Origin of the sequence: Streptomyces sennicomposti (assembly GCF_019890635.1) — a bacterium.
GTDB classification, from domain to species: domain Bacteria; phylum Actinomycetota; class Actinomycetes; order Streptomycetales; family Streptomycetaceae; genus Streptomyces; species Streptomyces sennicomposti.
In genome coordinates, this window is sequence record NZ_JAIOAB010000019.1 from 85,210 (window position 1) to 111,589 (window position 26,380).

Consider the following 26,380-nt stretch of genomic DNA (forward strand, 5'->3'; position numbering starts at 1 on the left):
CGCGGCAGGGCACGGCACGGCACCCTGCAAGCCGCGCCGCGTCACCGCGCCGCCGTGCCGCGCAAAGGGCGGGACCCGCCGGCTCGTACGCGGCCGACGGGTCCCGCCCTTCCATGTCCCGGAGGTTCACACCCCCAGCCGCTCACCCTCCCGAGGCGCGGGAGGCGCGGGAGGCGCGGGCGGTGCGGAGGGTGCGGCCACCGCCTCCGGGGACTCGTCGTGCGTGAGGTCGGGCAGCCGGTGCAGCCACTTGGGCAGGTACCAGTTGCGCTCGCCGAGCAGCGACATCACCGCCGGCAGCAGCACCCCGCGGATGACCGTGGCGTCGATGAGCACCGCCGCCGCAAGGCCCACGCCCATCTGCTTCATCGACTGCATGGACAGCGTTCCGAAGATCGCGAACACGGCGACCATGATGACCGCGGCGCTGGTGACGACGCCCGCCGTGGTGACCACCCCGTGCTGGACGGCGTCCTTGGTGCTCCGGCCGCGCAGCCGCGCCTCGCGGATGCGGGACACCACGAACACGTGGTAGTCCATCGACAGCCCGAACAGGATCACGAAGAGGAACAGCGGCAGCCAGGTGACGATCGCGCCGACGCCCTGCGCGCCCACCAGCGAGGCGCCCCAGCCGTGCTGGAAGACGGCGACGAGGATGCCGTAGGCCGCGCCCACCGACAGCAGGTTGAGCAGGATCGAGGTGATCGCGACCGTCAGCGAGCGGAAGGACAGCAGCATCAGCAGGAAGGCGAAGACCACCACGAACGCGAAGACCGGGACGACCGAGCCGAGAAGCTGGTCGTTGAAGTCGACCGACCCGGCGACCTGGCCGGTGACCGGCGCCCGGACGCCCTCGACCGTGCCGAGCGTGGCGGGCCGCACCTCGTCGCGCAGCTTCTTCAGGCTCTCGCCGGCCCGGTCGAAGTCGGAGCCGCCGACCAGCGGGACGGAGACGAAGGCGACGTTCCGGTCCTCGTACAGCTTGACGTCCACCGGGCCCCGCGAAGCGCCCGAGGAGACGGCCCGCTCCTTGAACGCGGCCAGCGCCGAGCGCACTTCGGGAGCCTTGATGTCCTTGGCGCTGACGATCACCTGAGCCGGCTCGGAGCCGCCCGGGAAGGCGTCGTTGACCCGGTTGTAGGTCTGCACGATGGGCAGCGAGTCGCCGAACTCCTGGTCCAGCGTGAGCTGCGAGGTCTTCATGCCGAGCGCCGGAGCGGCGACCGCCAGCAGCGCGCCGACCGCGACGACCACGCTGACCACCGGCCGGGCCAGCACCCGCCGCAGCACGGCGGTCCAGAACCGGCTGCCCTGGTCGCCCGCGGTGGCGCGCCGCCGCCTCAGGAAGGGCAGCCGCCCCTTCTCGACCCGCTCGCCCAGCAGCGACAGCAGCGCCGGCAGCACGGTCACCGACCCCACCATGGCGACCGCCACCACGATCAGCGAGGCCAGGCCCATCGCCTCGAACTCGGCGATGCCGGTGAACAGCATGCCCGCCATCGCCACGCACACGGTGACGCCGGAGACGACGATCGCCCGGCCGCTGGTCGCGGCGGCGATGCGCAGCGCGGTGGCCGCGTCCCGTCCGGCGGCCCGCTCCTCGCGCTCGCGGCGCAGGTAGAACAGGCAGTAGTCGACGCCGACGGCCATGCCGACCAGCAGCATCACGGAGTTGGCGGTGTCGCTCATCGGCTGGAGATGGCTGACGATGCCCATCAGGCCCATCGTCGCCATGATCGCCGTGATGGCCAGCGCCACCGGCAGCAGCGCGGCCACCAGCGCGCCGAAGGCGATCAGCAGGATGCCCAGTGCCACCGGCACCGCGGAGTACTCGGCCTGCTGGAAGTCGTCCCCGAAGGCGTCGGCGTACTGCTTCTGCATGCTCGCGCCGCCGATCTCCTCGATCCGCAGCGACGTGTGCTCCCTCTGGACGCCCTCCACCGCCTTCAGCACCGGCTCGATCCGGTCCCCGGCACTCTCCGCGTCGCCGCGCACGTCGAACTGCACCAGCGCGCTGCGGCCGTCCTTCGACACGGTCTTCGTGTCGTACGGCGACTTCACGTCCGTGACCCGGCCGGTGGCGCCGACGGCCTTCACCACGTCGGCGACGGCGGCCCGGAAGGCGGCGTCACCGGCCCGCACGGACCCGTCCCGGCTCTGCACGAGGACGGTCTCGCTCGCCGGCTCCTTGATCCCCGCGTCCTCGATGATCTTCGCGGCGGTGTGCGTCTCGCCGCTGAGCTGGTCGCTCTCCTTGACGTCCAGCCGGCCCGCGGCCGAGCCGAGCCCCATCGCCAGCACGACGAACAGCACCCAGATGCCGACCGCCGCCCACCGGTGCCGGGCGCTCCAGCCGCCGGCCCGCGCGGCGACGCCCCGCACCCCTGATCCTCGGTTCCCCATGACGGGCTTGCCCCCTCCAGGCCCGGTCACCAGGCCCCTGCGCGGCGCCGGCCCCCTGCCGCCGCCTTCCGCAACGACGCTACGGCCCGCGCACGGTCCGCTCGTCGTGCTGCCCGGTGAACCGCGGCCGCCGCCCCTCCTCCGCTCGTACGCCCGCCCCTCCGTACTGGGGAGGACAGCGGCCCCTTACACCTACCCCCGCTTCTCGGGGGCGCTGATCAGGGGGACCGCCCCAGGCCGCTCTACGCTGGGCGGATGACGACATACGCGGCGCTGCTGCGCGGGATCAACGTGGGCGGCAACAAGAAGGTTCCGATGGCCGAACTGCGCGCCCTGCTTCAGGAGTCGGGGCATGGCGCCGTGCGCACCTACCTGCAGAGCGGCCAGGCCGTCTTCACCAGCGACCACGGCGACGAGGAGACGCTGGCGGCGGAGCTGACGGCCGCGATCGAGCGGCGGTTCGGCTTTTCGGCCGATGTGATCGTGCGCGGCCACGAGTACCTCCGCGCGGTCGCCGAGGCCTGCCCGTTCCCGGCCGCGGACCTCGAGCCCAAGCAGCTCCACGTCACCTACTTCTCCGCCCCCGTCGACGCGGCCCGCTTCGCCGGGATCGACCAACCGGCTTTCCTGCCCGAGGAGTTCCGGCTCGGCGACCGCGTCCTCTACCTCTACGCCCCCGACGGCCTCGGCCGCTCCAAGCTCGCCGAGCAGCTGTCCCGGCCCCGCCTGACCAAGGACCTGATCGCCACCAGCCGCAACTGGAACACCGTCCTCAAACTCGTGGAGATGACGGCCCCCGCACACCCCTGAGCCGCCCGCCCGGCACACCCCTGAGCCGGTCCCTGCGCGGCCCTGAGCCGCCCGCCCGGCGCACCCCAGAGCCGGGCCAGGACCGCACCCGGACCGGCGTCGTGGGAGGCTTCCCGCATGCGCTACGTCATCATCGGGGCAGGAGCGGTCGGCGGGGCCGTCGGAGGCCGGCTGGCCCAGAGCGGACGCGAGGTGGTGCTGGTCGCGCGCGGCGCCCACCTCGCCGCGCTGCGCGACGGCGGGCTGCGCCTCAGGGTGCCCGAGGGGGAGCTGACGCACCGGCTGCCCGCCGTGGCCGGGCCCGAGGAACTCGGCGTGCTGCGCGCCGACGACGTACTCGTCCTGGCGGTCAAGACACAGGACGCCGAGGCGGCGCTCGCGGCCTGGGGCCCGGCCCCGGTCGAGGGCGGCGGCACCGCCGCCGAGCGGCTGCCGCTGCTGTGCGCGCAGAACGGCGTGGAGGGCCAGCGGATCGCGCTGCGCCGCTTCCGGCACGTGTACGGCGTCTGCGTGTGGCTGCCCGCCACCCATGTCGAACCCGGCGTCGTCTCGGCCGCCGGCGCCCCGCTCACCGGCATGCTGCACCTCGGCCGCTACCCGCACGGCGCCGACGAGGTCCTGCGGGACATCGCCGCCGACCTGGAGGCCGCGCACTTCGAGGCGCCCGTGGTGCCGGACGTGACCCGCTGGCAGTACGCCAAGCTCCTCGGCAACCTCGCCAACGCCGTCGAGGCCCTGACCGGCCCCCTCACCGACGAGGCGGCGCGGACCCTGTACGAGAGGGTGCGCGCCGAGGGCGAACGCGTCCTGACCGCCGCCCGCATCCCGTACGCGAGCGCCGCCGAACAGCGCGAGAAGCGCGGCGACAAGGTCACCCTGGCGCCCCTGGACGGCGCGGGGCGCGGCGGCGGCTCCTCCTGGCAGTCCCTCACCCGCGGCACCGGCACCATCGAGGCCGACCACCTCAACGGCGAGATCGTCCTCCTGGGACGGCTGCACGGCGTGCCCACCCCGCTCAACGAGCTGCTCCAGCGCCTGGCCAACGCCTACGCCCGCGAACACCGGCCGGCCGGGTCCCTCCCGGTGGCCGAACTGGTCCGGCTGGCGGACCGGGCGGAGCAGGAAAAGAACGGCTGATTGGACCGGGACCCGCCGCCGGCACGCCACTAGCGTCCACGGCATGAGCGACCCCGCACCCGAGACCGTCCCCGCCACCCGCGTCGACTTCTACTTCGACCCCGCCTGCCCCTTCGCCTGGATCACCTCCCGCTGGCTGCTGGAGGTCGAGCGCGAACGCCCGCTCGACCTCCGCTTCCACGTCATGAGCCTGTACCTGCACAACACCGGCAACGAACTGCCCGACTGGTACCGGGACCTGGTCGACAAGTCGATCGGCCCGGTGCGCGTCGCCGCAGCCGCCGCCGAACTCCTCGGCGACGAAAGGGTGTTGCGGGACCTTTACACCGCCTTCGGCACCCGGATCCACGAGCGCGGCGAGAAGGACTTCGACGCGGTCGTCGCCGAGTCCCTGGCCGAACTCGGCCTGCCCGCCGAACTCTCCGCCGCCGCGCACGACTCCGCCCACGACGACGCCGTACGCCGCAGCCACGCGGCCGGCGCCGAACCGGAGTCGGGCGGCTACGTCGGAACGCCCACGCTGCACGTCGACGGCGCCGTGTGGTTCGGCCCGGTGCTGCGCGCCGTCCCGCGCGGCGCGGAGGCCGCCCGGCTCTTCGACGCCTTCCGGGTCCTGGCCGGGCACCCGGACCTCTTCGAGCTGAAACGCACCCGTACGGGTTCCCTGCGCTTCGACCGACCCGGCGCCCGCCCACGTCCGTCACACTCCGTGACGCAGTGACATCCCAGCGCCGCCTGACGCTGAATCAAGTGAACCGAGACAGGCCCCGCCCACCGGGCACGGGCCGACGCGCCCGTGGGCCGGCGCCACGGGGGAGCGCCGGCCCACGGACGTACGAGCACCTCAGGCGGGGCGGCTCACGCGCCCACCGCCGCCACGAGCGGTCGCCGGGCGGCGTCGTACCGCTCCAGCAGCACCCGCGCCACCTCCGGCGCCGGGCCGAGGACGTCCGCCAGGACGTCCGCGTCGGCCGCGCCCCGCGCGATGCGGTCCGGCAGGAAACCGGGGGCCAGCACGTACGGCGCGACCGCGACCTTCGCGCAGCCCAGCGCGCGCAGTTCGCGCACCGCGTCCTCGGTGCGCGGAAGGGATGCGGAGGCGAACGCGGGCCGCACGGCGCACCAACCGGTGTGCCGCCACTCCCGCGCGATGTCTGCGATCACCGCGATCGCCTCCGGGTCACTGGACCCCGCCGAGGCCAGCACGACCCCGGTCGAGGACTTGTCGGCGGGGGACAGCCCCGCCTCCCGCAGCCGCCGCTCCAGGGCCGCCGTCAGCAGCGGGGACGGCCCCAGCACGTCGGCCTGCCGGATGCGCAGCCGGGCCGGCGCCGCCCGCAGCACCGCCGGGATGTCGGCCTTGGCGTGGAAGGCGCGGGTCAGCAGCAGCGGCAGCGCCACCACGTCCCGTACGCCGTCGGCCGCCAGGGACTCCAGCACGCCCGGCACGGAGGGCACGTTGAAGTCCAGGAAGCCGGTCTCCACCCGCAGGTCCGGGCGGGCCGCCCGCACCCGCCGGACCAGGGCGTGCACGGTCGCGGCGTGCCGTGCGTCGCGGCTGCCGTGGGCGATGACCAGGAGGACCGGCTGGTGGATCATGGCGGTTCAGCTCTTCACGAACAGGCCGCGGCTGCGCAGCACCCACCGCTCCAGCGGACTGAAGATCAGCAGGTCGATGGCGATGCCGACGAACAGGATCAGGATGATGGCCTCGAACACCATCGACATGGAGCTGGCGTTGCGGCCGTTCTCCAGCAGTGCGCCGAGGCCGATGCCGAGGTCGGGCGAGGAGGCGATGATCTCCGCCGCCATCAGCGAGCGCCAGGAGAACGCCCAGCCCTGCTTGAGCCCGGCGAGATAGCCCGGCAGCGCGGCTGGCAGGACGATGTGCCAGGCGCCCTTCAGTCCGGTCGCGCCCATCGTGCGGCCCGCCCGCAGATACAGCGGCGGCACCTGGTCGATGCCGGAGACCAGGCCGTTGGCGATGGAGGGCACCGCGCCGAGCAGGATCACCGCGTACATCATCGAGTTGTCCAGGCCCAGCCAGATCACGGCCGGCGGCACCCACGCCACCGACGGCAGCGACTGGAGACCCGACAGGACCGGGCCGATGGCGGCGCGCACGAACTTCACCCGGGCCACCAGCAGCCCCAGCGGGGTCCCGATGGCCAGCGCGAACAGGAAGCCCAGCAGACCGCGCGAGACGGACGTCCAGATGTAGTCGAGCAGGGTGCCCTGGAGCCAGGCGTCCTTGAACTCGGCACCCACGTCGGACGGCGAGGGCAGCTTGGTCGGGTCGTCGACCACGTTGAAGGTGATCAGCGCCTGCCAGGCCAGCAGGACCACCACCACCGCCACGATGGGCGGGAAGATCTTGTTGACGAACGTCTGCCGCAGCGGTGTGCGCCTGCTCTCGGCGGTGTCCAGCGCGTCGAGCCCGGCCTCGACGCCGGCCAGTCCGGCGCCCTGCGCCGTCTTCGTGTCAGTGCTGGCCATGGCGGCGGATCTCCCCACGCAGGACTTCGGTGATCTCCAGGGACAGCTCCGCGACGGGCGCGTCCTCGATGCGGCGCGGCTGCGGGATGTCCACCGTCCACTGCCGGGCCACCCGGCCCGGACGGGAGGACAGCAGCACGACGCGCTGCGCGAGCCGCACCGCCTCGCGCACGTTGTGCGTGACGAACAGGACGGAGACGCCGGTCTCCTGCCAGATCCGGGTCAGCTCGTCGTGCAGCACGTCCCGGGTGATGGCGTCCAGGGCCGCGAACGGCTCGTCCATCAGCAGCAGGTTGCTCTCCTGGGCGAGCGCCCGGGCCATCGCCACCCGCTGGCGCATACCGCCGGACAGCTCGTGCACCCGCTTGCCGTACGCGCCCTGGAGCCGGACCAGTTCGAGCAGCTGCTCGGCCCGGCCGCGGCGCTCCTGCTTGGCGACGCCCCGCAGTCTCAGGGCGAGTTCGATGTTCTTGCCCGCGGTCAGCCACGGGAACAGGGCGTGCTCCTGGAACATCAGGGCGGGGCGGCCGTCCGTGGTGATGGACCCGGCGGTGGGCCGGTCCAGGCCCGCCACCAGGTTCAGCAGCGTGGACTTGCCGCAGCCCGAGGCCCCCAGGAGGGTGACGAACTCGCCCGGGGCGACATCGAGGCTGATGTCGTCCAGGACCAGCTGCTGCCCGCCCGGAGTCGCGAAGGACTTCGAGACGTTCTCAAGGCGCGCCGCGTGCTCTACGGACTCGGCGGCCTTGGCGAAGGTCGTGGCCATGGTCGTCACCTCCTGGGAACTCTTGGGCTTCGGGCTCTACTTGACGCCGAGGCCGGCGTCGCTGACGGTGGGCTCGCCCTCGGCCGCGAGGACCTTGTTGAGGAGGGTGAGGTCGTAGATGCCGTCCAGCTTGGGCTGCTTGAGCAGACCGGCCTTGACCGCGTGCTCCGCCTCGGTGTTGAGGGTGGCGGCCAGCGGGTCGTCGATGATCTGGATGGACTTCCACGCCGGGTCCAGGACCTCGGCCGGCAGCGCCTTGCCGGAGTCGACGGCCAGCTGTTTGTTGGCCGCCGCCTTCGCCTCGTCCGGGTTGGCGTTGATCCACTTGTTGGCCTCGACGGATGCCTTCAGCACCGCTTCGACGGCGTCGGGGTGCTCCTTGAGGAAGGCCTGCCGCACGATGATGTTCGTGATCACGAACTTCTTGTCCGGCCACAGCGTGGACTCGTCCAGGAGCACCTTGGCGCCCTCGGAGACCAGCTTGGACGCGGTCGGCTCCGGCACCCAGGCGCCGTCGATGGAACCGGACTTGTAGGCGTCCGGGGTGACCTTGTTGTCGGAGCGGACCACCGACACGTCGCCCTTGCCGCTCTGCGGGTCGACCTTCCAGCCCTGCTCGGCGATCCAGTTGAGGAACGCCACGTCCTGGGTGTTGCCGAGCTGCGGGGTGGCGATCTTCTTGCCCTTGATGTCCTTCAGGGACTTGATCTTGTCCGGGTTCACCACCAGCTTGACGCCGCCGGAGGCCGAACCGCCGATGATCCTCAGGCTCTTGCCGTCCGACTTGGTGTAGCCGTTGATCGCGGGGGAGGGGCCGATCCAGCCGATGTCGATGGAGCCCGAGTTCAGCGCCTCGATCTCGGAGGGGCCGGCGTTGAAGATCTGGTACTTGGCCTCGGTCGCCCCGAGCGACTTCTGGAAGAAGCCCTTCTGCCGGCCCACCAGGGCGGAGGCGTGCGTGATGTTGCCGAAGTAACCGATCTTGACGGAGTCGAGTCCGTCGATCTTCTTCGCCCCGGCGGCGACCTTCTGGCCGGCGTCGTCGTCCTTCGACTCCGAACCGTAGCTGCAGGCGGTCAGCGCGAGGAGCGGCAGGGCGACGGCCGCCGCGAGACCGCGGCGGAGTATGGCGGAGGTGTTGACAGGCACGGGAGGCTGTCCTCTCGGAGGCCCGGCGGTCACGGTCTCTCAGGTCGTGGCCGGGAGGTCGGCAGGTCTTCGTCTACTTCGGCGGTGGGGGGTGAGGGCGCGCGGGCAGTGCGCGTACGTCAGCGCACACATCGGGCCACTCCGCCCTGTCCGCTGCCGAGGGCGCCGCTGCCGACGCGGCCGCCCTCCTTGGCGAACGTCGAGTAGAAATCGGAAGAGTTCATGCTCAGAAGTCCCAGCCGTCCTCGTCGTCGGCACCCTTGACCGGGTCCGGCGCGGCGAACGACTCACCGACCATGCCGGCGGTCAGCGTGGTGCCGTCGCTCGGGTCGATCAGGATGAACGAGCCGGTGCGGCGCGAGTCGGCGTAGGAGTCGACCGGCAGCGGCTCGGCGGTGCGGATCTTCACCCGGCCGATGTCGTTGGCGACGAGCCGGCCCGGGTGCGGGTGCAGGGACAGGTCGTCCAGGGTGAGCCGGGACGGGATGTCCTTGACGATCGCCTTGACGGTGCGGGTGCCGTGCTTGAGGAGCACCCGGTGGCCGACGGTCAGCGGCGCGTCGGCGACGTGGCAGACGGTCGCCTCCACGTCCTGGGTGGTCGCCGGCGCGTCCTTGCTCGGCACGATCAGATCGCCGCGCGAGACGTCGATGTCGTCGGCCAGCAGCACGGTCACCGACTGCGTCGTCCACGCCACCTGGACCGGCTCGCCCAGCAGGTCGATGCCGGAGATCTTCGAGGTGCGCCCGGAGGGCAGGACGGTGACCTCGTCGCCGACCCGGAACGAACCGGCGGCGATCTGGCCGGCGTAGCCCCGGTAGTCGGGGTGCTCGGCGGTCTGCGGGCGGATCACGTACTGCACGGGCAGCCGGGCGTGGCAGTGGCTCAGGTCGTGGCTGACCGGCACCGTCTCCAGGTGCTCCAGCACGGTCGGGCCGCCGTACCAGTCCATGACCGCGGACGGCTCCACGACGTTGTCGCCGGCCAGCGCGGAGATCGGGATGGCGGTGACCTCGGGGACGCCCAGCTCGGTCGCGTACGCCGTGAACTCCTCGGCGATCTCGGCGAAGACGGCCTCGCGGTAGTCGACGAGGTCCATCTTGTTGACGGCGAGGACCACGTGCGGCACCCGCAGCAGCGCGGCGATCGCGGCGTGCCGGCGGGTCTGCTCGACCACGCCGTTGCGGGCGTCGACCAGGATCACCGTCAGCTCGGCGGTGGAGGCGCCGGTGACCATGTTGCGGGTGTACTGCACATGGCCCGGCGTGTCGGCCAGGATGAACCGGCGGCGGGGCGTGGCGAAGTAGCGGTAGGCCACGTCGATGGTGATGCCCTGCTCGCGCTCGGCGCGCAGGCCGTCGGTGAGCAGCGCGAGGTCCGGGGCCTCCTGGCCGCGGCTGGCCGAGGCGCGCTCGACGGCCTCCAGCTGGTCGGCGAGGACCGACTTGGAGTCGTGCAGCAGCCGGCCCACCAGGGTGGACTTGCCGTCGTCGACGGACCCGGCGGTGGCGAACCGCAGCAGGGTGGTCTCCGACAGCTGCTCGACCGACAGCGGCTCGGCGGGTTCGGTGGTGCTGGACATGGCTAGAAGTACCCCTCGCGCTTGCGGTCTTCCATCGCGGCCTCGGAGAGCTTGTCGTCGGCGCGGGTGGCGCCGCGCTCGGTGAGCCGGGAGGCGGCGATCTCGGCGATCACCTGCTCCAGCGTCACCGCGTCGGAGTCGACGGCGCCGGTGCAGGACATGTCGCCGACCGTGCGGTAGCGCACCAGCCGCTTCTCGACGCTCTCGCCGTCCTTGGGGCCGCCCCAGTCACCGGCGGTCAGCCACATGCCGGCCCGCCGGAACACCTCGCGCTCGTGCGCGAAGTAGATCGACGGCAGCTCGATGCCCTCGCGGGCGATGTACTGCCACACGTCCAGCTCGGTCCAGTTGGACAGCGGGAAGACGCGGACGTGCTCGCCGGGCGCGTGCCGGCCGTTGTACAGGTTCCACAGCTCGGGGCGCTGGCGGCGCGGGTCCCACTGGGAGAACTCGTCGCGGAGTGAGAACACCCGCTCCTTGGCGCGGGCCTTCTCCTCGTCGCGGCGGCCGCCGCCGAAGACCGCGTCGAACCGCGCCGACTGGATCTTCTCGGTGAGCGGCAGCGTCTGCAGCGGGTTGCGGGTGCCGTCCGGGCGCTCCTTGAGCACTCCCCGGTCGATGTAGTCCTGCACGGAGGCGACGTGCAGGCGCAGCCCGTGCTCGGCCACGGTCCGGTCGCGGTACTCCAGGACCTCCGGGAAGTTGTGCCCGGTGTCCACGTGCAGCAGCGCGAACGGCACCGGCGCCGGCGCGAACGCCTTCAGCGCCAGGTGCAGCATCAGGATCGAGTCCTTGCCGCCGGAGAAGAGGATCACCGGGTTCTCGAACTCGCCCGCGACCTCGCGGAAGATGTGCACCGCCTCGGACTCCAGCGCGTCCAGGTGGGTCAGGGCGTACGGGCTGCCCGTGCCCTCGCCGGTCTCGGCGACGGTCGTCGTCATGCCAGTCCCCTTTCGCTGAGCAGGGCGTACACCGACGCCGCGGACTCCGGCACGCTCTGGTGCTGCGACTCGATCCTGAGGTCCGGCGCCTCGGGCTCCTCGTAGGGGTCGTCGACCCCGGTCAGCCCGGTCAGTTCGCCGGCGGCCTGCTTGGCGTACAGGCCCTTCACATCGCGTACGGAGCACACCTCGACCGGGGTGGCCACATGCACCTCGACGTACGCGGTGCCGTTCGCCTCGTGCCGCTTGCGCACCGCCGCCCGGCTGTCCGCGTACGGCGCGATCACCGGGACCAGGGCCAGCACGCCGTTGCGGGCGAGCAGTTCGGCGACGAAGCCGATGCGCTGGACGTTGGTGTGCCGGTCCTCGCGGCTGAAGCCGAGGCCCGCCGAGATGAACTCGCGGATCTCGTCGCCGTCGAGCACCTCGACGCGGTGGCCCTCCTCGCGCAGCCGGCCCGCCAGCTCGTGCGCGATGGTGGTCTTGCCGGCGCTCGGCAGGCCCGTGAGCCAGACGGTGGCTCCGGTCGTCACGTGTGTCTCCTGTATGTGTGTCATCGTCTCAGCCGTGCAGTCCGCACTCGGTCTTGGCGCGGCCCGCCCAGCGGCCGGCCCGGGCGTCCTCGCCCGCCAGCAGCCGGCGGGTGCAGGGCGCGCAGCCGACGGAGCCGTAGCCGTCCATCAGCAACGGGTTGGTCAGCACGCCGTGTTCGGCGACGTAGGCGTCCACGTCGTCCTGGGTCCAGCGGGCGATCGGGGAGATCTTCACCTTGCGCCGCTTCTCGTCCCAGCCGACGACCGGGGTGTTCGCCCGGGTCGGGGACTCGTCGCGGCGCAGTCCGGTCGCCCAGGCCTGGTAGCCCTTCAGGCCCTGCTCCAGCGGGCGCACCTTGCGCAGCGCGCAGCACAGGTCGGGGTCGCGGTCGTGCAGCTTCGGGCCGTACTCGGCGTCCTGTTCGGCCACCGTCTGCGCGGGGGTGATCGTGATGACGTTGACGTCCATCACGGCCTCCACCGCGTCCCGGGTGCCGATGGTCTCCGGGAAGTGGTAGCCGGTGTCGAGGAACACCACGTCCACCCCGGGCATGGCCCGGGCGGCGAGGTGGGCGACGACCGCGTCCTCCATGGACGAGGTCACGCAGAACCGCTTGCCGAAGGCGCCGGCCGCCCACTGGAGGATCTCCAGCGCGGTGGCGTCCTCGAGGTCGCGCCCGGCCTGTTCGGCCAGCGCCTTCAACTCCTCGTCGGTGCGCTCTTGCTGAGCCGTCGTCATGATCGGTCGTCCCCTCCGTCGTCGGCCCGCTGGAATCCCCGGGCCAGCAGCCCGAGGAACTTCAGCCGGAAAGCCCGGTTGCACGCCGCGCATTCCCAGGCGCCGTGCCCCTCCTCGCTCGGCCGCAGATCCTCCTCACCGCAGTACGGGCAGTAGAACGGCGCGGCGCGCTCGCTCACGACAGGGCCTCCTCGGAGGCGCGCGCGGCCCACGTGGCGAACCGCTCGCCGTCCTCGCGCTCCGCCTGGAAGCGCTTGAGGACCCGCTCGATGTAGTCGGGCAGTTCGGCGGAGGTCACCTTGAGGCCGCGCACCTTGCGGCCGAAGGCCGGCTCCAGGCCGAGCGCGCCGCCGAGATGGACCTGGTAGCCCTCGACCTGCTCGCCTTGCTCGTCCAGCACCAGCTGGCCCTTGAGACCGATGTCCGCCACCTGGATACGGGCGCAGGCGTTGGGGCAGCCGTTGAGGTTGATGGTGATCGGCTCGTCGAAGTCCGGCAGGCGGCGCTCCAGTTCGTCGATGAGCGCGGCGCCGCGGGCCTTGGTCTCGACGATGGCGAGCTTGCAGAACTCGATGCCGGTGCAGGCCATGGTGCCGCGCCGGAAGGAGGACGGCCGGGCGGTGAGATCCAGCGCCTCCAAGCCCTCGACCAGCGAGTCGACCTGGCCCTCCTCGACGTCGAGGATGATCATCTTCTGCTCGACGGTGGTGCGCACCCGGCCGGAGCCGTGCGCCTCGGCCAGCTCGGCGATCTTCGTCAGGGTGGTGCCGTCGACGCGGCCGACCCGGGGGGCGAAGCCGACGTAGTAGCGGCCGTCCTTCTGGCGGTGCACGCCGACGTGGTCGCGCCACTGCTGCACGGGCTGCTCGGGGGCGGGGCCGTCCAGCAGCTTGCGTCCGACGTACTCGTCCTCCAGCACCTGGCGGAACTTCTCCGCGCCCCAGTCGGCGACGAGGAACTTCAGCCGGGCCCGGTTGCGCAGCCGCCGGTAGCCGTAGTCGCGGAAGATGGAGATGACGCCCTCGTAGACGTCCGGGACGTCCTCGATCGGCACCCAGGCGCCCAGGCGCACGCCGAGCTTGGGGTTGGTGGACAGGCCGCCGCCGACCCACAGGTCGAAGCCCGGCCCGTGCTCGGGGTGGCGCACGCCGACGAAGGCCACGTCGTTGATCTCGTGGACCACGTCCAGCAGGGGCGAGCCCGAGATGGCCGTCTTGAACTTCCGGGGGAGGTTCGAGTACGCCTTGTTGCCGAGGACGCGGCGCTGGATCTCCTCCAGGGCCGGGGTGCCGTCGATGATCTCGTCCTCGGCGATGCCGGCCACCGGCGAGCCGATCATCACCCGCGGGGTGTCGCCGCAGGCCGTCACCGTGGAGAGGCCGACGCCCTCCAGCCGCTCCCAAATCTCGGGCACGTCCTCGATCCGGATCCAGTGGTACTGGACGTTCTGCCGGTCGGTGATGTCGGCGGTGCCGCGCGCGAACTCCTGGGAGATCTCGCCGATCACCCGCAGCTGCTGCGTGGTGAGCCGGCCGCCGTCGATGCGCACCCGCAGCATGAAGTAGCGGTCGTCCAGCTCCTCCGGCTCCAGGATCGCGGTCTTGCCGCCGTCGATGCCGGGCTTGCGCTGGGTGTACAGCCCCCACCAGCGCATCCGGCCGCGCAGGTCGCTCGGGTCGATGGAGTCGAAACCGCGCTTGGAGTAGATCGTCTCAATGCGTGTCCGCACATTGAGACCGTCGTCGTCCTTCTTGACCTGCTCGTTGCCGTTGAGCGGAGTGAAGTGACCCGCGGCCCACTGCCCCTCGCCGCGGTGACGGCTCACCTTGCGGCGGGGGCTCGCGGCAGCAGCGTTCTGCGGGGTGGCGGCCATGGTTGGTACGTCCTTCGGGACAGGCGGGAAAGCGGCTCGGACCTGCGCGTTCAGGCGCAAAGGGCAGGAGTGCGCGTCCTTGCGCGGAAGGCGAGGGAAAGCTGGGGTGATCGCGGCGTGGCTGGTGAATCAGCGCGCCGGACAGATGGCGCTGGACATGCGGCCGTGGTCGACGTGCCGTCGGCTCACCAAGGCGATTCCAGTTCCAGACATGACGGCAGCGTGGCACGGCGATCTGGACACAGTCCAGCTTCATCCAGAATGCGGACACCCTTGTCCCGTATGGTGGGATAAGGGTGTCGTTGATCACACGCCCGCACAGCGGCCGGTCCCGTGCGGGGACAGGGGTGTGCCGGGGCCGGTTCAGGCCGGGAACGCGCCCGGCCAGGGGCCCGGGGTGGCAACCTCCGGCTCCTCCTCGACCTTGGTGTCGAAGAGCTTGAAGCCGCGCCGCTGGTAGTTGTCCATCGCGTGCTCGCCGTCCTTGCTGCACGTGTGCAGCCACACCCGCTTCGTCGTGGCCAGCCCCGGCCAGCGGTCCGCCAGGTCCCAGGCGCGGGCGGCGCCGTACGACAGCAGATGGCCGCCGATGCGCCGGCCGCGGAAGGCCGGGACCAGCCCGAAGTAGACGATCTCCACCACCCCGTCGTCCTGCGCCTCCAGTTCGACGTACCCGGCCGGCGTGTCCCGGTCGTACGCCACCCATGTCTCGACCCCCGGACGCTCCAGGTGCTCCCGCCACCGCGCGTACGTCCAGCCGAGCCGGTCGGTCCAGCGGATGTCGCCGCCGACCGACGCGTACAGGAACCGGCTGAACTCGGGCGAGGGCACCTCGGAGCGGACGATCCGGACGTCGCCCTCGGGCGCGGTGGCCGGGAGGAGGTCGGTCGGCGCGGTCTGCTCCAGGGACCAGGTGGTCACGGCGATGTTCGTCATGCCGGTCAGGGAATCATCCGGCTCCGCCCCCTGTCGAACGAGAACCCCAGGTCGCGCGCCCGCGCGCCCCCTCCCGCACCACGCCCGACGCCCCGGGACGGGCGGCCTGCCGACGCGGAGCCCGCGCCCTTGCGCGGCCCCGCGCCCGCGCCCTCCTGCGGTCCGGCGCCGCGCCTACCGCAGCGCCCGCTCCACCGAGGGGCGGGGGACCGCGAACAGGGTCCGCCCGGACAGCGACCACACCTCGTCGGTCTGCGGCCAGTAGGACAGGGAGCCGGTGCCGTCGCCCCAGCAGCGGTGGGTGTCGTAGGACGAGCCGCACTCTGTCGTCCCCGCGCCCCGCAGGTCCTGGCGCCACAGCGTGCCGTGCGCGCTGTCGGGCCCGGCGGCCCGGGACAGGTACCAGGAGGTGCGGCCGTAGGGGCCGGTGCGCCGGGACAGCACGCCCCGCACGCCGTCCACCTTCGTCTCGTACGCCTCCTGCGCGCTCACCGTCCCGGCGGAGTCGGCGGCCAGCAGCCCGGCGCGGGCGGGGTCGGCGCTGAAGGAGTAGCGCCACAGCCGGGTGGGCCGCTCGCTGCCCCGTGGCGCGGCCTCCCCGGCGACCAGGCTGCCGGGGGCGGAACTCCGGTCCAGGGAGAGACTGTTCGGACAGGGCGCGGCGTTCGTGCCGGAGGCGGACGCGAAGTCCGCGGATTCGGCGGCGTCTTCAGAACCGGTCGCTGCCGCCGACTCCTGCGCCGGGGTGCAACTGCCCTGCGTGGGGCGGTAGGAGGCGACCGCGGGCAGCACCCAGCGGTAGCCGTGCGCCGACCAGCCGCCCGGCACCCGGCCGACCGCGTCGCCGGCCACGGTCGCGCGCTGGATGCGGCGCAGGTCGTAGACGTACAGCGCGTCCCGCTCGCCGCCGGACGCGGTGACCAGCAGCTTGTCCCCGTACCAGACCATCCCCGACACGTGCGAGGCCAGGCCCCGGTAGTCGCGGCCGCCGTCGACCGGGACGACGAGCAGCGCCCAGGTGTAGGCGAGGCGGTCGGGGTCGTCGGCGTTCACGAAGGCGACCCGGGCCAGATCGCGGCCGGCGCCGTCGCCGTGCCGGGTCCAGCCGGAGAGGATCACCCGGTGGCCTCCCCACAGGCCGTCGTCGGCGGCGTCCCCGGAGGTGGTCACGGACTCCGGGCGCCACTCGCGGGTCGCGGAGTCGGCGGCGTTCCAGCAGTACGCGCGCGTGGCCGCCGGTTCGACCGGCAGCGCCTTCTTCTCGTCGGCGGTGCAGCCGCCCGCGTCGCGCAGCGTCCGGTCGGCGCCGGCGAGCACCGTGCCCGCGTCGACCGGGCGGCCCATCGCCGCGGCGAGCCGGTCCAGGGACCGCTCGGGCACCGGCTGTTCCGTCAGCCGCAGTCCGTCGAGGCGGGCGGAGGCCGCGAGCGGCTCCAGCGCGCCGGGGTCGTCGGTGACCGTGGCCTGCGAGGTGCTGATCAGGGTCGCGGCGGCGGTCAGCGCGAGTCCGGCCCCGGCCAGCGCCGCGCGCAGCGCACGGCCCCGTGCACGCCTGCGGTGTCTGCCGCGTTGCCTCATCCAACCCCCCTGTCCAGGGCTCGGTCCGCCGCGGGACGCCCGCCGGCCGTGACGTCAACTGCGTCGCGCTGGTCGAGCGTTGACCGGGGTACCGAGGGACGACCCGGAAGGGATGCTACGGCAGTCCGGCGCGCCACAGGACGAAGACCCCGCAAATATGCGGAAGATGCCACGGCGGGACCAGTCGGACCACTCCGCGTGCCCGGCCCGGCACGGCACGCACACCACGACACCGCGGGGAACGCCCGCACGGCCTCACCGCGGGGAACGCCCGCACGGCCTCACCGCGGGGCGCGCCCCGCACGGCAGGACACGCCGGCTCACGCCCCGGGAGGCGTTCCCCGCCCCCGCAGCACCGTCGGCGCCGTCGAGTGCGGCAGCAGATCACGCGGGTCGTCCGGGAGCAGCACCCGCACCTCGGTGTCCTCGCCGAAGCGGTACGGCCGGTGGTCGAGGAACGCGCCCAGATAGCGCCGTATCCGGGACATCTCGGCCCGTACGGTCACCGTGCGGGCCGGGTCGCCGAACACCTCGCCGGCCAGTTCCGCCGCGGTGCGCCCGGCCGGCGCCGCCGCCAGGAGGTAGAGCAGTTCGGCGTGGCGCGGGCTCAGTTCATGGGTCCACGAGCCCGCGCTCCCCGTGACGCCGACCGTCCAGCGGCGCGGCCCGGTCAGGTCCAGCACGATCCGCGCGCCGTCGTCCGGGTCGGGTTCCGCGCCCGCCCGCACCAGCCAGCCGTCCGCCACCGGCTCCAGGGTGCACACGCCCAGCGCGGGCAGCCATCCCGGGCCCGGCGAGGGCGACTTGGGCAGCGCGATCCGCGGCGCGTACGGCATCCCGGCCACCGCGGCGGTCCAGCCGTCCCGGTCCACCACCGCCGCGCGGCCCTCCAGCCGGGCCAGCATCGGCGCCACCACCGCCCGCAGCCGTTCCAGCGTGGCGAGGTGCAGCTCCCGCAGCCGCGCCTCGGCCAGTTTGGCCACCGAGTCCACCCAGGCCAGCGTCGCCGGGTGCATGGTCCGCAGCGGCCCGCTCACGTCCACCACGCCGAGCAGCCTGCCGTCCCTGGGGTCGGTGACCGGGGCGCCGGTGCAGGTCCAGGTGGTGTGCGAGCGGACGAAGTGCTCGGCGGCGAAGACCTGGACGGGCCGGCGCACCACCGCGGGCGTGCCGACGCCGTTGGTGCCGACCACGTCCTCGCGCCAGTCGGCGCCGAGTTCGAAGCCGAGCCCGTCGGCCCTGCGGAGCACCGACGGGTGCCCCTCGCGCCACAGCACACGGCCGTCCGCGTCGGCGACCACCATGATGTGGTGGGCGACGTCCGCGACGGACAACAGGCCCTCGCGCAGCACCGGCAGGACGTGCCGCAGCGGGGACGCCGCCCGCCGCCGCTCCAGTTCCTCCCGGGTCAGCAGCCCGGCGCGCACGTCGTGTTCGGGATCGACGCCGCTGCGCCGCACGCGTTCCCAGGACTGCCCGATCACCGGGCGCGGGGTCAGCCGCGTGCGCCGGCCGGCGAGGGTCGCCGAGCGCACCTCGTCGAGCAGCCGCGCCGCGCGCGCCGCGTCGACGGCTGCGAGCCGCGTCACGTCCACCGGCGCCTTCACCACTGGTCCTCCCGCAGACATGGGGACCGGCGACCGGTTTCCCCGAAGTGTTCCGGCCACGCGCCGGCGCCTCGCCGGCTGTCCGGTTCGCGGCGCTTGCCGTCGTCGGGTTCATAGTGCCGTCCCGCGGCGCGGCGGGGGCGCGGGTCGGCCATGCTCGCCGCCGGTTGCAACCTGGTGCAACCCTGGTGAACAGGGCGGCGGCCGACCGACACTTGTCCGACGCCGCCCGTGCGGCGTGTCTGGCCCGTGACGGCCGTGGCGGGGGTGGTGCCGTGTCGGCGCGGCACCACCCCCGCGTCACGGCGGCACCACCCCCGCGTCACGTCCGGAAACGACCGCCCGTACGGGCCGCTGCTTCCGGCCGTTCCCGGTGGGCTCCGCAAGCCCCGGCCCCGTCAGGCTCCGTAAGCCGTCGGCTCCCGTCGGACTCCGCGGCCCCCCCGGACCTCACTCCACCGGCCGCGCCCGCTCCACCACCGACGCCAGGTCCAGCGTGTGGGGCAGCGTGCCGAAGGACGCTCCCCGGTCGCCGCCCAGCCGGGAGGCGCAGAACGCGTCCGCGACCTCGGGCGGCGCGTACCGCACCAGCAGCGACCCCTGGAGCACCAGCGCCAGCCGCTCCACCAGGCGCCGGGCGCGCGCCTCCACGCCGGCCAGGTCGGCGAGTTCGGTGAGCAGGTCCTTGATCGCGGCGTCCAGCCGGTGGTCGGCGCCGCGCGCCAGACCCACCTCCCGCAGATACGCGTCGAACGCCCCCGGCTCCCGCCGCAGCGCCCGCAGCACGTCGAGCGCCTGCACATTGCCGGCGCCCTCCCAGATCGAGTTGAGCGGCGACTCGCGCACCAGCCGGGGCAGCCCCGACTCCTCGACGTACCCGTTGCCGCCCAGGCACTCGGACGCCTCCACGGCCAGCGGCGCGCACCGCTTGGTCACCCAGTACTTGGCGGCCGGCACCGCGATCCGCAGCAGGGCCCGCTCCTGCTCGCCCCCGTCGTCGCAGGCCGCGGCGAGCCGCAGCGCCAGCGTGGTGGCGGCCTCCGACTCCAGCGCCAGATCGGCCAGGACGTTGCGCATCAGCGGCTTGTCGAGGAGCCGCCCGCCGAACGCCTCCCGATAGGTGCAGTGGTGCACCGCCTGCGCCACCGCCTGCCGCATCAGCCCGGCCGAGCCCAGCACGCAGTCCAGCCGGGTGGCCGCCACCATCTCGATGATGGTGCGCACCCCGCGCCCCTCCTCGCCCACCCGGCGCGCCCAGGTGCCGTCGAACTCGACCTCGGCGGAGGCGTTCGACCGGTTGCCGAGCTTGTCCTTCAGCCGCTGGACGCGGAACACGTTGCGGGCGCCGTCCGGCAGGACGCGCGGCACCAGGAAGCAGGTCAGCCCCGCCGGGGCCTGCGCGAGCACCAGGAAGGCGTCCGACATCGGCGCCGAGCAGAACCACTTGTGCCCGGTCAGCTCGTACCCGCCGGACTCGGCGAGCGGCCGCGCCGCGGTGGTGTTGGCCCGGACGTCGCTGCCGCCCTGCTTCTCGGTCATGGCCATCCCGAACAGGGCCCCGGGCTTCAGGTGCGCGGGCCGCAGCTCACGGTCGTACACCATGGAGGTCAGCCGGGGCTCCCACTCGGCGGCCAGCTCCGGGTCGGCGCGCAGCGCGGGCACCGCCGCGTGGGTCATCGACAGCGGGCAGCAGTTGCCCGCCTCGACCTGCGTCCACACCAGGAACGCCGCCGCGCGCCGCACATGCCCGGCCGGGCGGTTCCAGGCGGCCGTCAGGCCCGCCGAGACGCCCTTGCCCAGCAGCCGGTGCCAGGCCGGGTGGAAGTCCACCTCGTCGATGCGGTGGCCGTAGCGGTCGTGGGTGCGCAGCCGGGGCGGGTTCTCGTTCGCCTGCGCGCCCCACTCCTGGAGCTGTGCGGAGCCCGCCGCCCGGCCGAGACCCGCCAGCTCGCCGCGCACCTCGTCCAGCAGCCCGGCCCCGACGTGCCGGTCCACGGCCTCGGTCAGGGCCCGGTCGGCGGTGAAGACGTCGTAGCCGGACAGCGGCGGCGGCTGGTTGGTCACGGTGTGGGTGCTGGCTGCCATGGCACGGAACCTACCCGTGCCGCGCCGACGCTCACCACCCGGTCGCGGTCCCGCCCGCGGCGAGGACAGCGGCCCGCGCGGTGGCGCCGCCCGGGCGCCGTGTCCCGGTTGTCCGCCGGTGTCGTGTCCCGTCCGGGGTGCGTTTCCCGCGGATGAGTGGGAGGGGCACGGACAGGGATACCTTTAGGGCGTGCAGCAAGCCAGTGAAACCCCCGACAGGCCGACCGGCCGCTTCCACCGGGCCCGAGCGCTCTACCGGAACGTCTCCAAACGCAGGACCGCCTGGCTGCTGCTCAAGGACACCGTCAACTCGTGCATGGAGTACCGCATCCTCGGCCTGGCCGCCGAGGCCGCGTTCTTCACCCTGCTGTCGGTGCCGCCGCTGCTGCTCAGCCTGATCGCGCTGCTCTTCTACGTCGACTCCTGGACCGGCGCGCACACCATCGCCAGCCTGGAGCGCAACATCCTCGACGCCTCCCGCACGGTCCTGTCCGACCAGGGCGTCAAGGAGATCACGCAGCCGATCCTGAAGGACGTGATGCAGGGCGGCAGACCCGACGTCATCTCCATCGGGTTCGTGTTCGCCTTGTGGTCGGGCTCGCGCGCGGTGAACGTCTTCATCGACACCATCACCGTGATGTACGGCCTCGACGGCGTGCGCGGCATCGTGAAGACGCGGCTGATGGCGTTCGCGCTGTTCGTGGTGGGTCTGCTGATCGGCTCGGTCGCGCTGCCGCTGATGGTGGCGGGACCGGACGCGGTGGTGCGGGTCGTGCCCTGGTCCACGACGGTCGTGCAGGTCCTGTACTGGCCCGTCGTGATCGTCCTGTCCATCGCCTTCCTGACCACGCTGTACCACGTGTCCGTGCCGGTGCGTTCGCCGTGGATCGAGGACGTGCCCGGCGCGCTGGTCGCGCTCGCCATGTGGGTGGTGTGCAGCTTCCTGCTGCGGATCTACCTCACCAGCACCGTCGAGGGCCCCACCATCTACGGCTCGCTGGCGGCGCCGGTCGCCGTGCTGCTGTGGATCGGCGTGTCCGCGTTCGCCGTGCTCGTCGGGGCCGCCGTCAACGCCGCCATCGACCGGGTGTGGCCGGCCGCCGCGACGGCCGCGGCCCGCGCCGCCAACGAGCGGGTGCGCGAGGCCCAGATCGCCGAGTACGTCGCCTGGGCCGCCGCCGTCCGCGAGAACGACCCGGACGACCCGGAGGACGCCGACATGCCCTCCGAGTTCCCCGAGCGCTGGTCGCGCTTCCTGCCGCCCGAGGACGTCACCGCCCGGCTGCGGACCCACGCCCGGAGCACCCAGGCGCGCGGCCCGCACAAGGAGGAGAACAGCGGCAACGGCGCGGCGCCGGGCAGATGACCCGCCCGGGGCCGGGCGGCCTCCGCCCGCCGTCTGACCTGGCGTACGTGGCTGCCGAGAGGACCGCGCGGGCGGACGGGTACGCGGAACGGCCCTCCGCGCTGCCCGGCGCGGTGGTGTGGACGAAGACCCCGGCCCCGCCCGGCGCGCCGGGCGGCCTAGGGTCTTTCGTTTGGGGCAGGCCGGATCAGGGAGCGGGGTCTGGTGATGGGGGCACCTCCCACGCCGTTCAGGCAGTGGGGGAGCCTCGCAAGGCGGAGGAGGGCGGCATGGCGGAGCCATGGCAACCGACGACAACGCGGCGAGGTGCGGTGCCAGGGCCCGCGAGCCCGGCATGGTCCAAACGAGAGGCCCTAGTGCTGCCGGACGGGTGCATGGACCTGCTGTGGAGCGAGGGGCGGCTGCTCGTCGCCGGACCCGACACCCGGGCGTTCGAGCCGGCCGGCCCGCCCGCGCACTGGGCCGGCCTGCGGTTCTTCCCCGGCACGGCCCCCGGCTACCTCGCCGTGCCCGCGCACGAACTGCGCGACCGGCGCGTGGACCTCGCCGACCTGTGGCCCGCTCCTGCCGTACGGCGGCTGCGCGACCGCGTCGAGGCCGCCCCGTCCGCCGCGACCGCGCTGGAGGCGGCGGCCCTGGAGCGGGCGGCGGAGACCGGCCCGCCCGACCCGCTGCTGGGAGCGCTCGTCGCGGCCCTGGACGCCGGCCGCCCGGTCGCCCGCACCGCCGACGCACTCGGCCTCGGCGCCCGCACCCTGCACCGCCTCGCCCTGGCCGCCTTCGGCTACGGCCCCAAGACGCTGGCCCGGGTGCTGCGCCTCCAGCGGGCGCTGCGCCTGGCCCGCGCCGGAGTGCCGTACGCCGCGTGCGCGGCCCGCGCCGGCTACGCCGACCAGGCGCATCTGGCACGGGACGTCAAGGAGCTGGCGGGCCGGCCGCTCGGGCGGCTACTGGGCGGCGGATAGCGGGGCGAACAGGTCGACGCCGTTGCCGTCCGGGTCGTGCACGACCGCGTACCGCATCCCCCAGACCGCGTCCCACGGCTTCAGCTCCCCGTGGTGCCCCGCGCCCACCAGCTCGTCGTACACGGCGTCGACGTCGGCGGGGGAGTCGCAGCGGAAGGCGAGCGAGACCCGGCCGCCCCCGGCCGGGGGCCGCCAGGCGGGATGGAAGGAGCGGACGGTGTCCTCGGTGTCGAGGGCGAGGACGAGCCCGCCGGGCAGCTCCGCCTCGACGTGCGGTTCCCGCTCGGCGCCGTCCGGGAAGACGAGACCGAGGCGACGGTAGAAGGCGAGCGCGGCGGCCAGGTCGGAGACGACCAGACCGACGCCGGCGAATCGTGGAGTCATGCCGCCACGCTAGGCACGGCCCCGCACACCGGTCTTGAACGAATCGGACAGCGCCGGCCGCCCGCCGCCCGCCCGCTGTCAGTGGGTGATGGTGCCGTCCTCGTCCATCGTCGGATGCATCTTCGTCGGGCCGTACTCGTCGACGTCCGAGGGCCGCGCCGGCTCCGGGCCGTCCGGGCCCATTCGCACCATCCGCTCGACACGGCAGATCCGGAACGCCCGGCCGTCCACCGTGAACTCGTCGGCCCGCTGCAGGGCCCGGTACTCCTCGGCGGCCCGCGCGTACCGGGCCTTCTGCTCGTCGTCGTAGTCGTGGAGCATCGCCCAGATCTCGGCCATGCCGTCGTAGAACATGCGCCGCGCCTGGTGCGGGGCCGCATGGAGCCCGCCGCGCGGCATCCAGCCCTCGCCCCGGCGCTCGACCAGCCCGAAGGCGACCGGCAGCAGCACCACGTCCGGGTGCGTGGTGAGCGCGCGTTCGGAGTCGGCGCGGATGTCGTCGGGACAGCGCCCGCCCCGGTACGAGAACTCCCGCAGCCCCTGCTTCAGTGCGTACGCCATCGGCCCGGCCACACGGTCCGGGTCGAGGACGAAGTCCGCGTCCGGGGACGGCTCGGCGCGCTGCCGGCGCTCCCACGTCCGGTCGGCCGGCTCGGGGTCGGTCGGCCGGGGCGGCTCCGGGGCGCCGTCCAGCGCGCAGCGCATGAACTCCTCGCCGCGCACCACCCGGTAACGCACCCCGCACGCCGTCACCTCGTTCGCCGGCTCGCGCTCCAGCAGCGCGACCGCGGCGAGGAGTTCGCGCCGCACGGCGCGGTCGTCGGTGCCGTCCTTCGCGGTGAACCACAGATGCGAGTGCATGCCGTCGCGGGCCACCTGCGGCATGCCGTCCACCACCGGCTTCAGCACCCGCCACCCGGGTCCCGCCGCCGGGTCCTGCACGGCCACGCCGAAGACCGGCCCGCGCAGCGCGAGATGGGGATAGCGCAGCGAGGCGTCCACCGCGTCGGCCTCCTTCACCCAGGCCGCCGGATCGTCCCGGCGGATCAACTCCTCGTGCAGCGCGTGCAGCTGTCGCTGCCAGTCATCGGTCATACACGCATTGTCGCGGGACCGGCGGGCCCGGGGAGGCGGAACGACCCAACAGGCGGCGCGGTGGGGAGGTCCGGGCGCGCCCCGGCCGCCGGATGCGCCGCCCGGGTCGATCCCGGCTTCCGTCGCGCCCGCCTGCACGCGGCACCGACCGGGCGTCCCGACACGCCGACCAGTGACGTTTCTCCGGTGAAGGCGTTACTCCGTCGGAGTGAGTAAAAGGCGTCCCATAGTGAGGTCTGGGACGGATCAAGCAATCCTTTTGTCTTGGCAAAGGGACATCGTGCCGTGGACGGCCGCCACCGGCGGTCCCCCTCGGCGTTCCCCGTCCCCCGGGCGCCCCGCGGCCGAGCCGCACCCCCAAGCGCCCGCACCCCCCCACCTCGGAGGAGTCACGCCTTGACGTACGGAAAGAAGCTGCGCGAGCAGATCGCCGGACCGGGCACCACCCCGCTCATCGGCGTCTACGACATGTACTCGGCCTCCATCGCCGCCGGACACTACGACGGGATGTTCGTCTCCGGGTTCGGCTTCGCCGCCTCCTACTACGGCCTGCCGGACATCGGCTTCATCGCCTGGCCGGACATGGTGGCGTTCGTCCAGCGGCTGCGCGGCGCCTTCCCCGCCCACCACCTGCTGGTCGACATCGACGACGGCTACGTCGACCCGGAGGTCGCCTGCCACGTGGTGGAGCAGCTGGAGCGCATCGGGGCCTCCGGGGTGATCCTGGAGGACCAGAAGCGGCCCCGCCGGTGCGGGCACGCCGACGGCAAGCAGGTGCTCCCGCTGGAGGAGTACCTCGCCAAACTGGAGCAGGTCCTGGCGACCCGGCAGGACCTGGTCGTGGTGGCCCGCACCGACGCCACGGACGAGACCGACATCCTGCACCGGGCCAAGGCCCTCGCGGCCACCGCGGCCGATGTGATCCTGGTCGACGGCATCCGCAGCGTGGAGTGGATCCGCCGGGTGCGCGACGTGGTCGGCGACAAGCCGCTGCTGTTCAACCAGATCGCCGGCGGCAAGTCCCCGCGCCTGTCGCTGGGCGAGCTGTCCGAACTCGGCGTGGACGTCGCGATCTACAGCACCCCCTGCCTGTTCGCCGCGCACGAGGCGATGGACAGCGCCCTCGCCGAACTGCGGCGCGCCGACGGGCGGTTGCCCGTGGTGGACCCCGCACAGGGCATCGGCGTGCAGGCCTCGACCAGCCTGCTGGAGCGCAACATGGCGCACCGGCGGCCCGAGCGGGCGGGCGTGGGCGCGTGAGCGGAACCTCGCCCCGGCTGCGCACGGCGGTCGTCCTGGCGGCCGCGCTGCTGGGCGGCGCGGCCCACCAGGCGGCGGCGGACGACGGCTCCGGCACCGCCGTGGGGAACAGCGGCCTGGTCACCGTCATCGACAACTCGCACGCGGACTCCATCCTGGAGGTCGACCGCACGGGCAACCTCCAGACCGGCAGCGGCACCGCCGGCAGCGACCACGACGGCAGCGCGGTGGACATGATGGAGGCGCTGGTGGGCGCGGCCCACGACGACGAGGAGGACGGCGCCTGACCCACTCCGAACGGCCGGGCCCCACCCGGCCGTTCGCCTTCACCGGCTCCACCGCCTTCGTCGCCCGGCAGCCGCCTTCGGCGGGCGCCTATGTCACCGTCCGCCGCGCGTCCGGCTTGCCCCGGACCTCCGGCGGGAGCGACGGGCCTCCGGGCGGGATAGCCGGCCCGGTGGTCGCCCGACCGCCCGCCGTGGCGGTTGCCGTGCCCGCGCGCGCCGGGGCGCCGACAGGCCGGCCGCCCGGCCGCCCGGACCGGCGGGGACGCCCAATGGCGCCCCGCCCGGGCCGTGGGGGAGATAGGGAGAGCGGCGGGGGGGGGAAGAGGGGTCTCGCCTCTGTAGAGTTTTGGTGGCGGCGGAGCCTTCTCAAAAAAAAAATAACGAGGCG

At 73.3% G+C, this 26,380-nt stretch carries 24 protein-coding genes; 7 read left to right on the forward strand and 17 right to left on the reverse strand.

The genetic code is table 11. The annotated features are described in order from the left end of the window. Nucleotides 1-126 precede the first annotated feature (126 nt). Entirely contained in the window at nucleotides 127-2,403 is a 2,277-nt protein-coding gene (locus K7787_RS13825) for an MMPL family transporter (RefSeq protein ID WP_223001576.1), read from the reverse strand. Nucleotides 2,404-2,658: 255 nt separating this feature from the next. Here K7787_RS13825 and K7787_RS13830 point away from each other — a divergent pair, with 255 nt between their 5' ends. The 3 genes from K7787_RS13830 (at nucleotide 2,659) to K7787_RS13840 (ending at nucleotide 5,071) form a co-directional block, all read left to right on the forward strand. Continuing rightward, nucleotides 2,659-3,213, forward strand: coding sequence for a DUF1697 domain-containing protein (locus K7787_RS13830; RefSeq protein ID WP_223001577.1), 555 nt, complete (start codon nucleotides 2,659-2,661; stop codon nucleotides 3,211-3,213). 117 nt (nucleotides 3,214-3,330) lie between these two features. After that, nucleotides 3,331-4,350 carry a ketopantoate reductase family protein gene (locus K7787_RS13835; protein WP_223001578.1) on the forward strand — a complete coding sequence of 340 codons (1,020 nt, stop codon included), beginning with the start codon at nucleotides 3,331-3,333 and terminating at the stop codon, nucleotides 4,348-4,350. Between the two features lie 43 nt (nucleotides 4,351-4,393). Next, a complete protein-coding gene (locus tag K7787_RS13840; RefSeq protein WP_223001579.1) occupies nucleotides 4,394-5,071 on the forward strand; it encodes a mycothiol-dependent nitroreductase Rv2466c family protein in 678 nt (225 codons plus the stop codon). Nucleotides 5,072-5,208: 137 nt separating this feature from the next. On the opposite strand, the gene K7787_RS13845 is transcribed toward K7787_RS13840, so the two are convergent. From K7787_RS13845 to K7787_RS13915, 14 genes are all read right to left on the reverse strand, one after another. Further along, nucleotides 5,209-5,949 carry a sirohydrochlorin chelatase gene (locus K7787_RS13845; RefSeq protein WP_019981809.1) on the reverse strand — a complete coding sequence of 247 codons (741 nt, stop codon included), beginning with the start codon at nucleotides 5,947-5,949 and terminating at the stop codon, nucleotides 5,209-5,211. Nucleotides 5,950-5,955: 6 nt separating this feature from the next. Next, the gene (locus K7787_RS13850) at nucleotides 5,956-6,846 is read right to left on the reverse strand and encodes an ABC transporter permease (protein WP_223001580.1); all 891 of its coding nucleotides are present in this window, start codon (nucleotides 6,844-6,846) and stop codon (nucleotides 5,956-5,958) included. Then, entirely contained in the window at nucleotides 6,833-7,612 is a 780-nt protein-coding gene (locus tag K7787_RS13855) for an ABC transporter ATP-binding protein (protein ID WP_019981811.1), read from the reverse strand. The genes K7787_RS13850 and K7787_RS13855 overlap by 14 nt, the downstream gene beginning before the upstream one ends. 36 nt (nucleotides 7,613-7,648) lie before the next feature. After that, nucleotides 7,649-8,761, reverse strand: coding sequence for an aliphatic sulfonate ABC transporter substrate-binding protein (locus K7787_RS13860; protein WP_009191298.1), 1,113 nt, complete (start codon nucleotides 8,759-8,761; stop codon nucleotides 7,649-7,651). Between the two features lie 226 nt (nucleotides 8,762-8,987). Continuing rightward, entirely contained in the window at nucleotides 8,988-10,343 is a 1,356-nt protein-coding gene (locus K7787_RS13870) for a sulfate adenylyltransferase subunit 1 (RefSeq protein WP_009191299.1), read from the reverse strand. Between the two features lie 2 nt (nucleotides 10,344-10,345). Then, complete coding sequence (gene cysD / locus K7787_RS13875; protein ID WP_009191300.1) at nucleotides 10,346-11,284, reverse strand: sulfate adenylyltransferase subunit CysD; 939 nt, start codon at nucleotides 11,282-11,284, stop codon at nucleotides 10,346-10,348. Then, nucleotides 11,281-11,817 (reverse strand): adenylyl-sulfate kinase, encoded by a 537-nt coding sequence (gene cysC, locus K7787_RS13880; protein WP_043261454.1) that lies wholly within the window; start codon nucleotides 11,815-11,817, stop codon nucleotides 11,281-11,283. Before cysC ends, cysD begins: the two co-directional genes overlap by 4 nt. A 28-nt stretch (nucleotides 11,818-11,845) precedes the next feature. After that, on the reverse strand, nucleotides 11,846-12,556 hold the full coding sequence (locus K7787_RS13885) for a phosphoadenylyl-sulfate reductase (protein ID WP_009191302.1): 711 nt from the start codon (nucleotides 12,554-12,556) through the stop codon (nucleotides 11,846-11,848). Next, a complete protein-coding gene (locus K7787_RS13890; RefSeq protein ID WP_009191303.1) occupies nucleotides 12,553-12,735 on the reverse strand; it encodes a hypothetical protein in 183 nt (60 codons plus the stop codon). Before K7787_RS13890 ends, K7787_RS13885 begins: the two co-directional genes overlap by 4 nt. Then, nucleotides 12,732-14,429 (reverse strand): nitrite/sulfite reductase, encoded by a 1,698-nt coding sequence (locus K7787_RS13895; RefSeq protein ID WP_223001581.1) that lies wholly within the window; start codon nucleotides 14,427-14,429, stop codon nucleotides 12,732-12,734. Before K7787_RS13895 ends, K7787_RS13890 begins: the two co-directional genes overlap by 4 nt. Before the next feature lie 363 nt (nucleotides 14,430-14,792). Beyond that, nucleotides 14,793-15,365 (reverse strand): GNAT family N-acetyltransferase, encoded by a 573-nt coding sequence (locus tag K7787_RS13900; protein ID WP_223001582.1) that lies wholly within the window; start codon nucleotides 15,363-15,365, stop codon nucleotides 14,793-14,795. Nucleotides 15,366-15,539: 174 nt separating this feature from the next. Further along, entirely contained in the window at nucleotides 15,540-16,943 is a 1,404-nt protein-coding gene (locus K7787_RS13905; protein ID WP_223001583.1) for a hypothetical protein, read from the reverse strand. 320 nt (nucleotides 16,944-17,263) lie between these two features. After that, nucleotides 17,264-18,571 carry a GAF domain-containing protein gene (locus tag K7787_RS13910; RefSeq protein WP_223001584.1) on the reverse strand — a complete coding sequence of 436 codons (1,308 nt, stop codon included), beginning with the start codon at nucleotides 18,569-18,571 and terminating at the stop codon, nucleotides 17,264-17,266. Nucleotides 18,572-19,000: 429 nt separating this feature from the next. Continuing rightward, nucleotides 19,001-20,635 carry an acyl-CoA dehydrogenase family protein gene (locus K7787_RS13915; protein WP_164387425.1) on the reverse strand — a complete coding sequence of 545 codons (1,635 nt, stop codon included), beginning with the start codon at nucleotides 20,633-20,635 and terminating at the stop codon, nucleotides 19,001-19,003. A 190-nt stretch (nucleotides 20,636-20,825) separates the two neighbouring features. On the opposite strand from K7787_RS13915, the gene K7787_RS13920 reads away from it, so the two are divergent. Both K7787_RS13920 and K7787_RS13925 read left to right on the forward strand, forming a co-directional pair. Continuing rightward, nucleotides 20,826-22,001: a YihY/virulence factor BrkB family protein gene (locus tag K7787_RS13920; RefSeq protein WP_043261455.1), complete on the forward strand. Its 1,176-nt coding sequence runs from the start codon at nucleotides 20,826-20,828 to the stop codon at nucleotides 21,999-22,001. A 269-nt stretch (nucleotides 22,002-22,270) separates the two neighbouring features. Continuing rightward, entirely contained in the window at nucleotides 22,271-22,966 is a 696-nt protein-coding gene (locus K7787_RS13925) for a helix-turn-helix domain-containing protein (RefSeq protein ID WP_223001585.1), read from the forward strand. Here the strand turns inward: K7787_RS13925 and K7787_RS13930 are convergent. Then, nucleotides 22,949-23,350 (reverse strand): VOC family protein, encoded by a 402-nt coding sequence (locus tag K7787_RS13930; protein ID WP_223001586.1) that lies wholly within the window; start codon nucleotides 23,348-23,350, stop codon nucleotides 22,949-22,951. The two genes, K7787_RS13925 and K7787_RS13930, sit on opposite strands and share 18 nt — an antisense overlap. A 78-nt stretch (nucleotides 23,351-23,428) precedes the next feature. Continuing rightward, nucleotides 23,429-24,445 (reverse strand): DUF5954 family protein, encoded by a 1,017-nt coding sequence (locus tag K7787_RS13935; RefSeq protein WP_164390208.1) that lies wholly within the window; start codon nucleotides 24,443-24,445, stop codon nucleotides 23,429-23,431. A gap of 396 nt (nucleotides 24,446-24,841) precedes the next feature. Between K7787_RS13935 and K7787_RS13940 the strand changes: the two genes are divergently transcribed. Both K7787_RS13940 and K7787_RS13945 read left to right on the forward strand, forming a co-directional pair. Next, the gene (locus K7787_RS13940) at nucleotides 24,842-25,705 is read left to right on the forward strand and encodes an isocitrate lyase/PEP mutase family protein (RefSeq protein ID WP_009191312.1); all 864 of its coding nucleotides are present in this window, start codon (nucleotides 24,842-24,844) and stop codon (nucleotides 25,703-25,705) included. Then, on the forward strand, nucleotides 25,702-25,992 hold the full coding sequence (locus tag K7787_RS13945; RefSeq protein WP_223001587.1) for a hypothetical protein: 291 nt from the start codon (nucleotides 25,702-25,704) through the stop codon (nucleotides 25,990-25,992). Before K7787_RS13940 ends, K7787_RS13945 begins: the two co-directional genes overlap by 4 nt. The last annotated feature ends 388 nt before the right edge of the window (nucleotides 25,993-26,380 follow it).

Excerpts from the sequence above, each read along its gene's own strand:
- K7787_RS13825 (WP_223001576.1), bottom strand. The coding sequence starts at position 2,403 with ATGGGGAACCGAGGATCAGGGGTGCGGGGCGTCGCCGCGCGGGCCGGC.
- K7787_RS13830 (WP_223001577.1), top strand. The coding sequence starts at position 2,659 with ATGACGACATACGCGGCGCTGCTGCGCGGGATCAACGTGGGCGGCAAC.
- K7787_RS13835 (WP_223001578.1), top strand. The coding sequence starts at position 3,331 with ATGCGCTACGTCATCATCGGGGCAGGAGCGGTCGGCGGGGCCGTCGGA.
- K7787_RS13840 (WP_223001579.1), top strand. The coding sequence starts at position 4,394 with ATGAGCGACCCCGCACCCGAGACCGTCCCCGCCACCCGCGTCGACTTC.
- K7787_RS13845 (WP_019981809.1), bottom strand. The coding sequence starts at position 5,949 with ATGATCCACCAGCCGGTCCTCCTGGTCATCGCCCACGGCAGCCGCGAC.
- K7787_RS13850 (WP_223001580.1), bottom strand. The coding sequence starts at position 6,846 with ATGGCCAGCACTGACACGAAGACGGCGCAGGGCGCCGGACTGGCCGGC.
- K7787_RS13855 (WP_019981811.1), bottom strand. The coding sequence starts at position 7,612 with ATGGCCACGACCTTCGCCAAGGCCGCCGAGTCCGTAGAGCACGCGGCG.
- K7787_RS13870 (WP_009191299.1), bottom strand. The coding sequence starts at position 10,343 with ATGTCCAGCACCACCGAACCCGCCGAGCCGCTGTCGGTCGAGCAGCTG.
- cysD (WP_009191300.1), bottom strand. The coding sequence starts at position 11,284 with ATGACGACGACCGTCGCCGAGACCGGCGAGGGCACGGGCAGCCCGTAC.
- K7787_RS13885 (WP_009191302.1), bottom strand. The coding sequence starts at position 12,556 with ATGACGACGGCTCAGCAAGAGCGCACCGACGAGGAGTTGAAGGCGCTG.
- K7787_RS13895 (WP_223001581.1), bottom strand. The coding sequence starts at position 14,429 with ATGGCCGCCACCCCGCAGAACGCTGCTGCCGCGAGCCCCCGCCGCAAG.
- K7787_RS13900 (WP_223001582.1), bottom strand. The coding sequence starts at position 15,365 with ATGACGAACATCGCCGTGACCACCTGGTCCCTGGAGCAGACCGCGCCG.
- K7787_RS13905 (WP_223001583.1), bottom strand. The coding sequence starts at position 16,943 with ATGAGGCAACGCGGCAGACACCGCAGGCGTGCACGGGGCCGTGCGCTG.
- K7787_RS13910 (WP_223001584.1), bottom strand. The coding sequence starts at position 18,571 with ATGTCTGCGGGAGGACCAGTGGTGAAGGCGCCGGTGGACGTGACGCGG.
- K7787_RS13915 (WP_164387425.1), bottom strand. The coding sequence starts at position 20,635 with ATGGCAGCCAGCACCCACACCGTGACCAACCAGCCGCCGCCGCTGTCC.
- K7787_RS13925 (WP_223001585.1), top strand. The coding sequence starts at position 22,271 with ATGGCGGAGCCATGGCAACCGACGACAACGCGGCGAGGTGCGGTGCCA.
- K7787_RS13930 (WP_223001586.1), bottom strand. The coding sequence starts at position 23,350 with ATGACTCCACGATTCGCCGGCGTCGGTCTGGTCGTCTCCGACCTGGCC.
- K7787_RS13935 (WP_164390208.1), bottom strand. The coding sequence starts at position 24,445 with ATGACCGATGACTGGCAGCGACAGCTGCACGCGCTGCACGAGGAGTTG.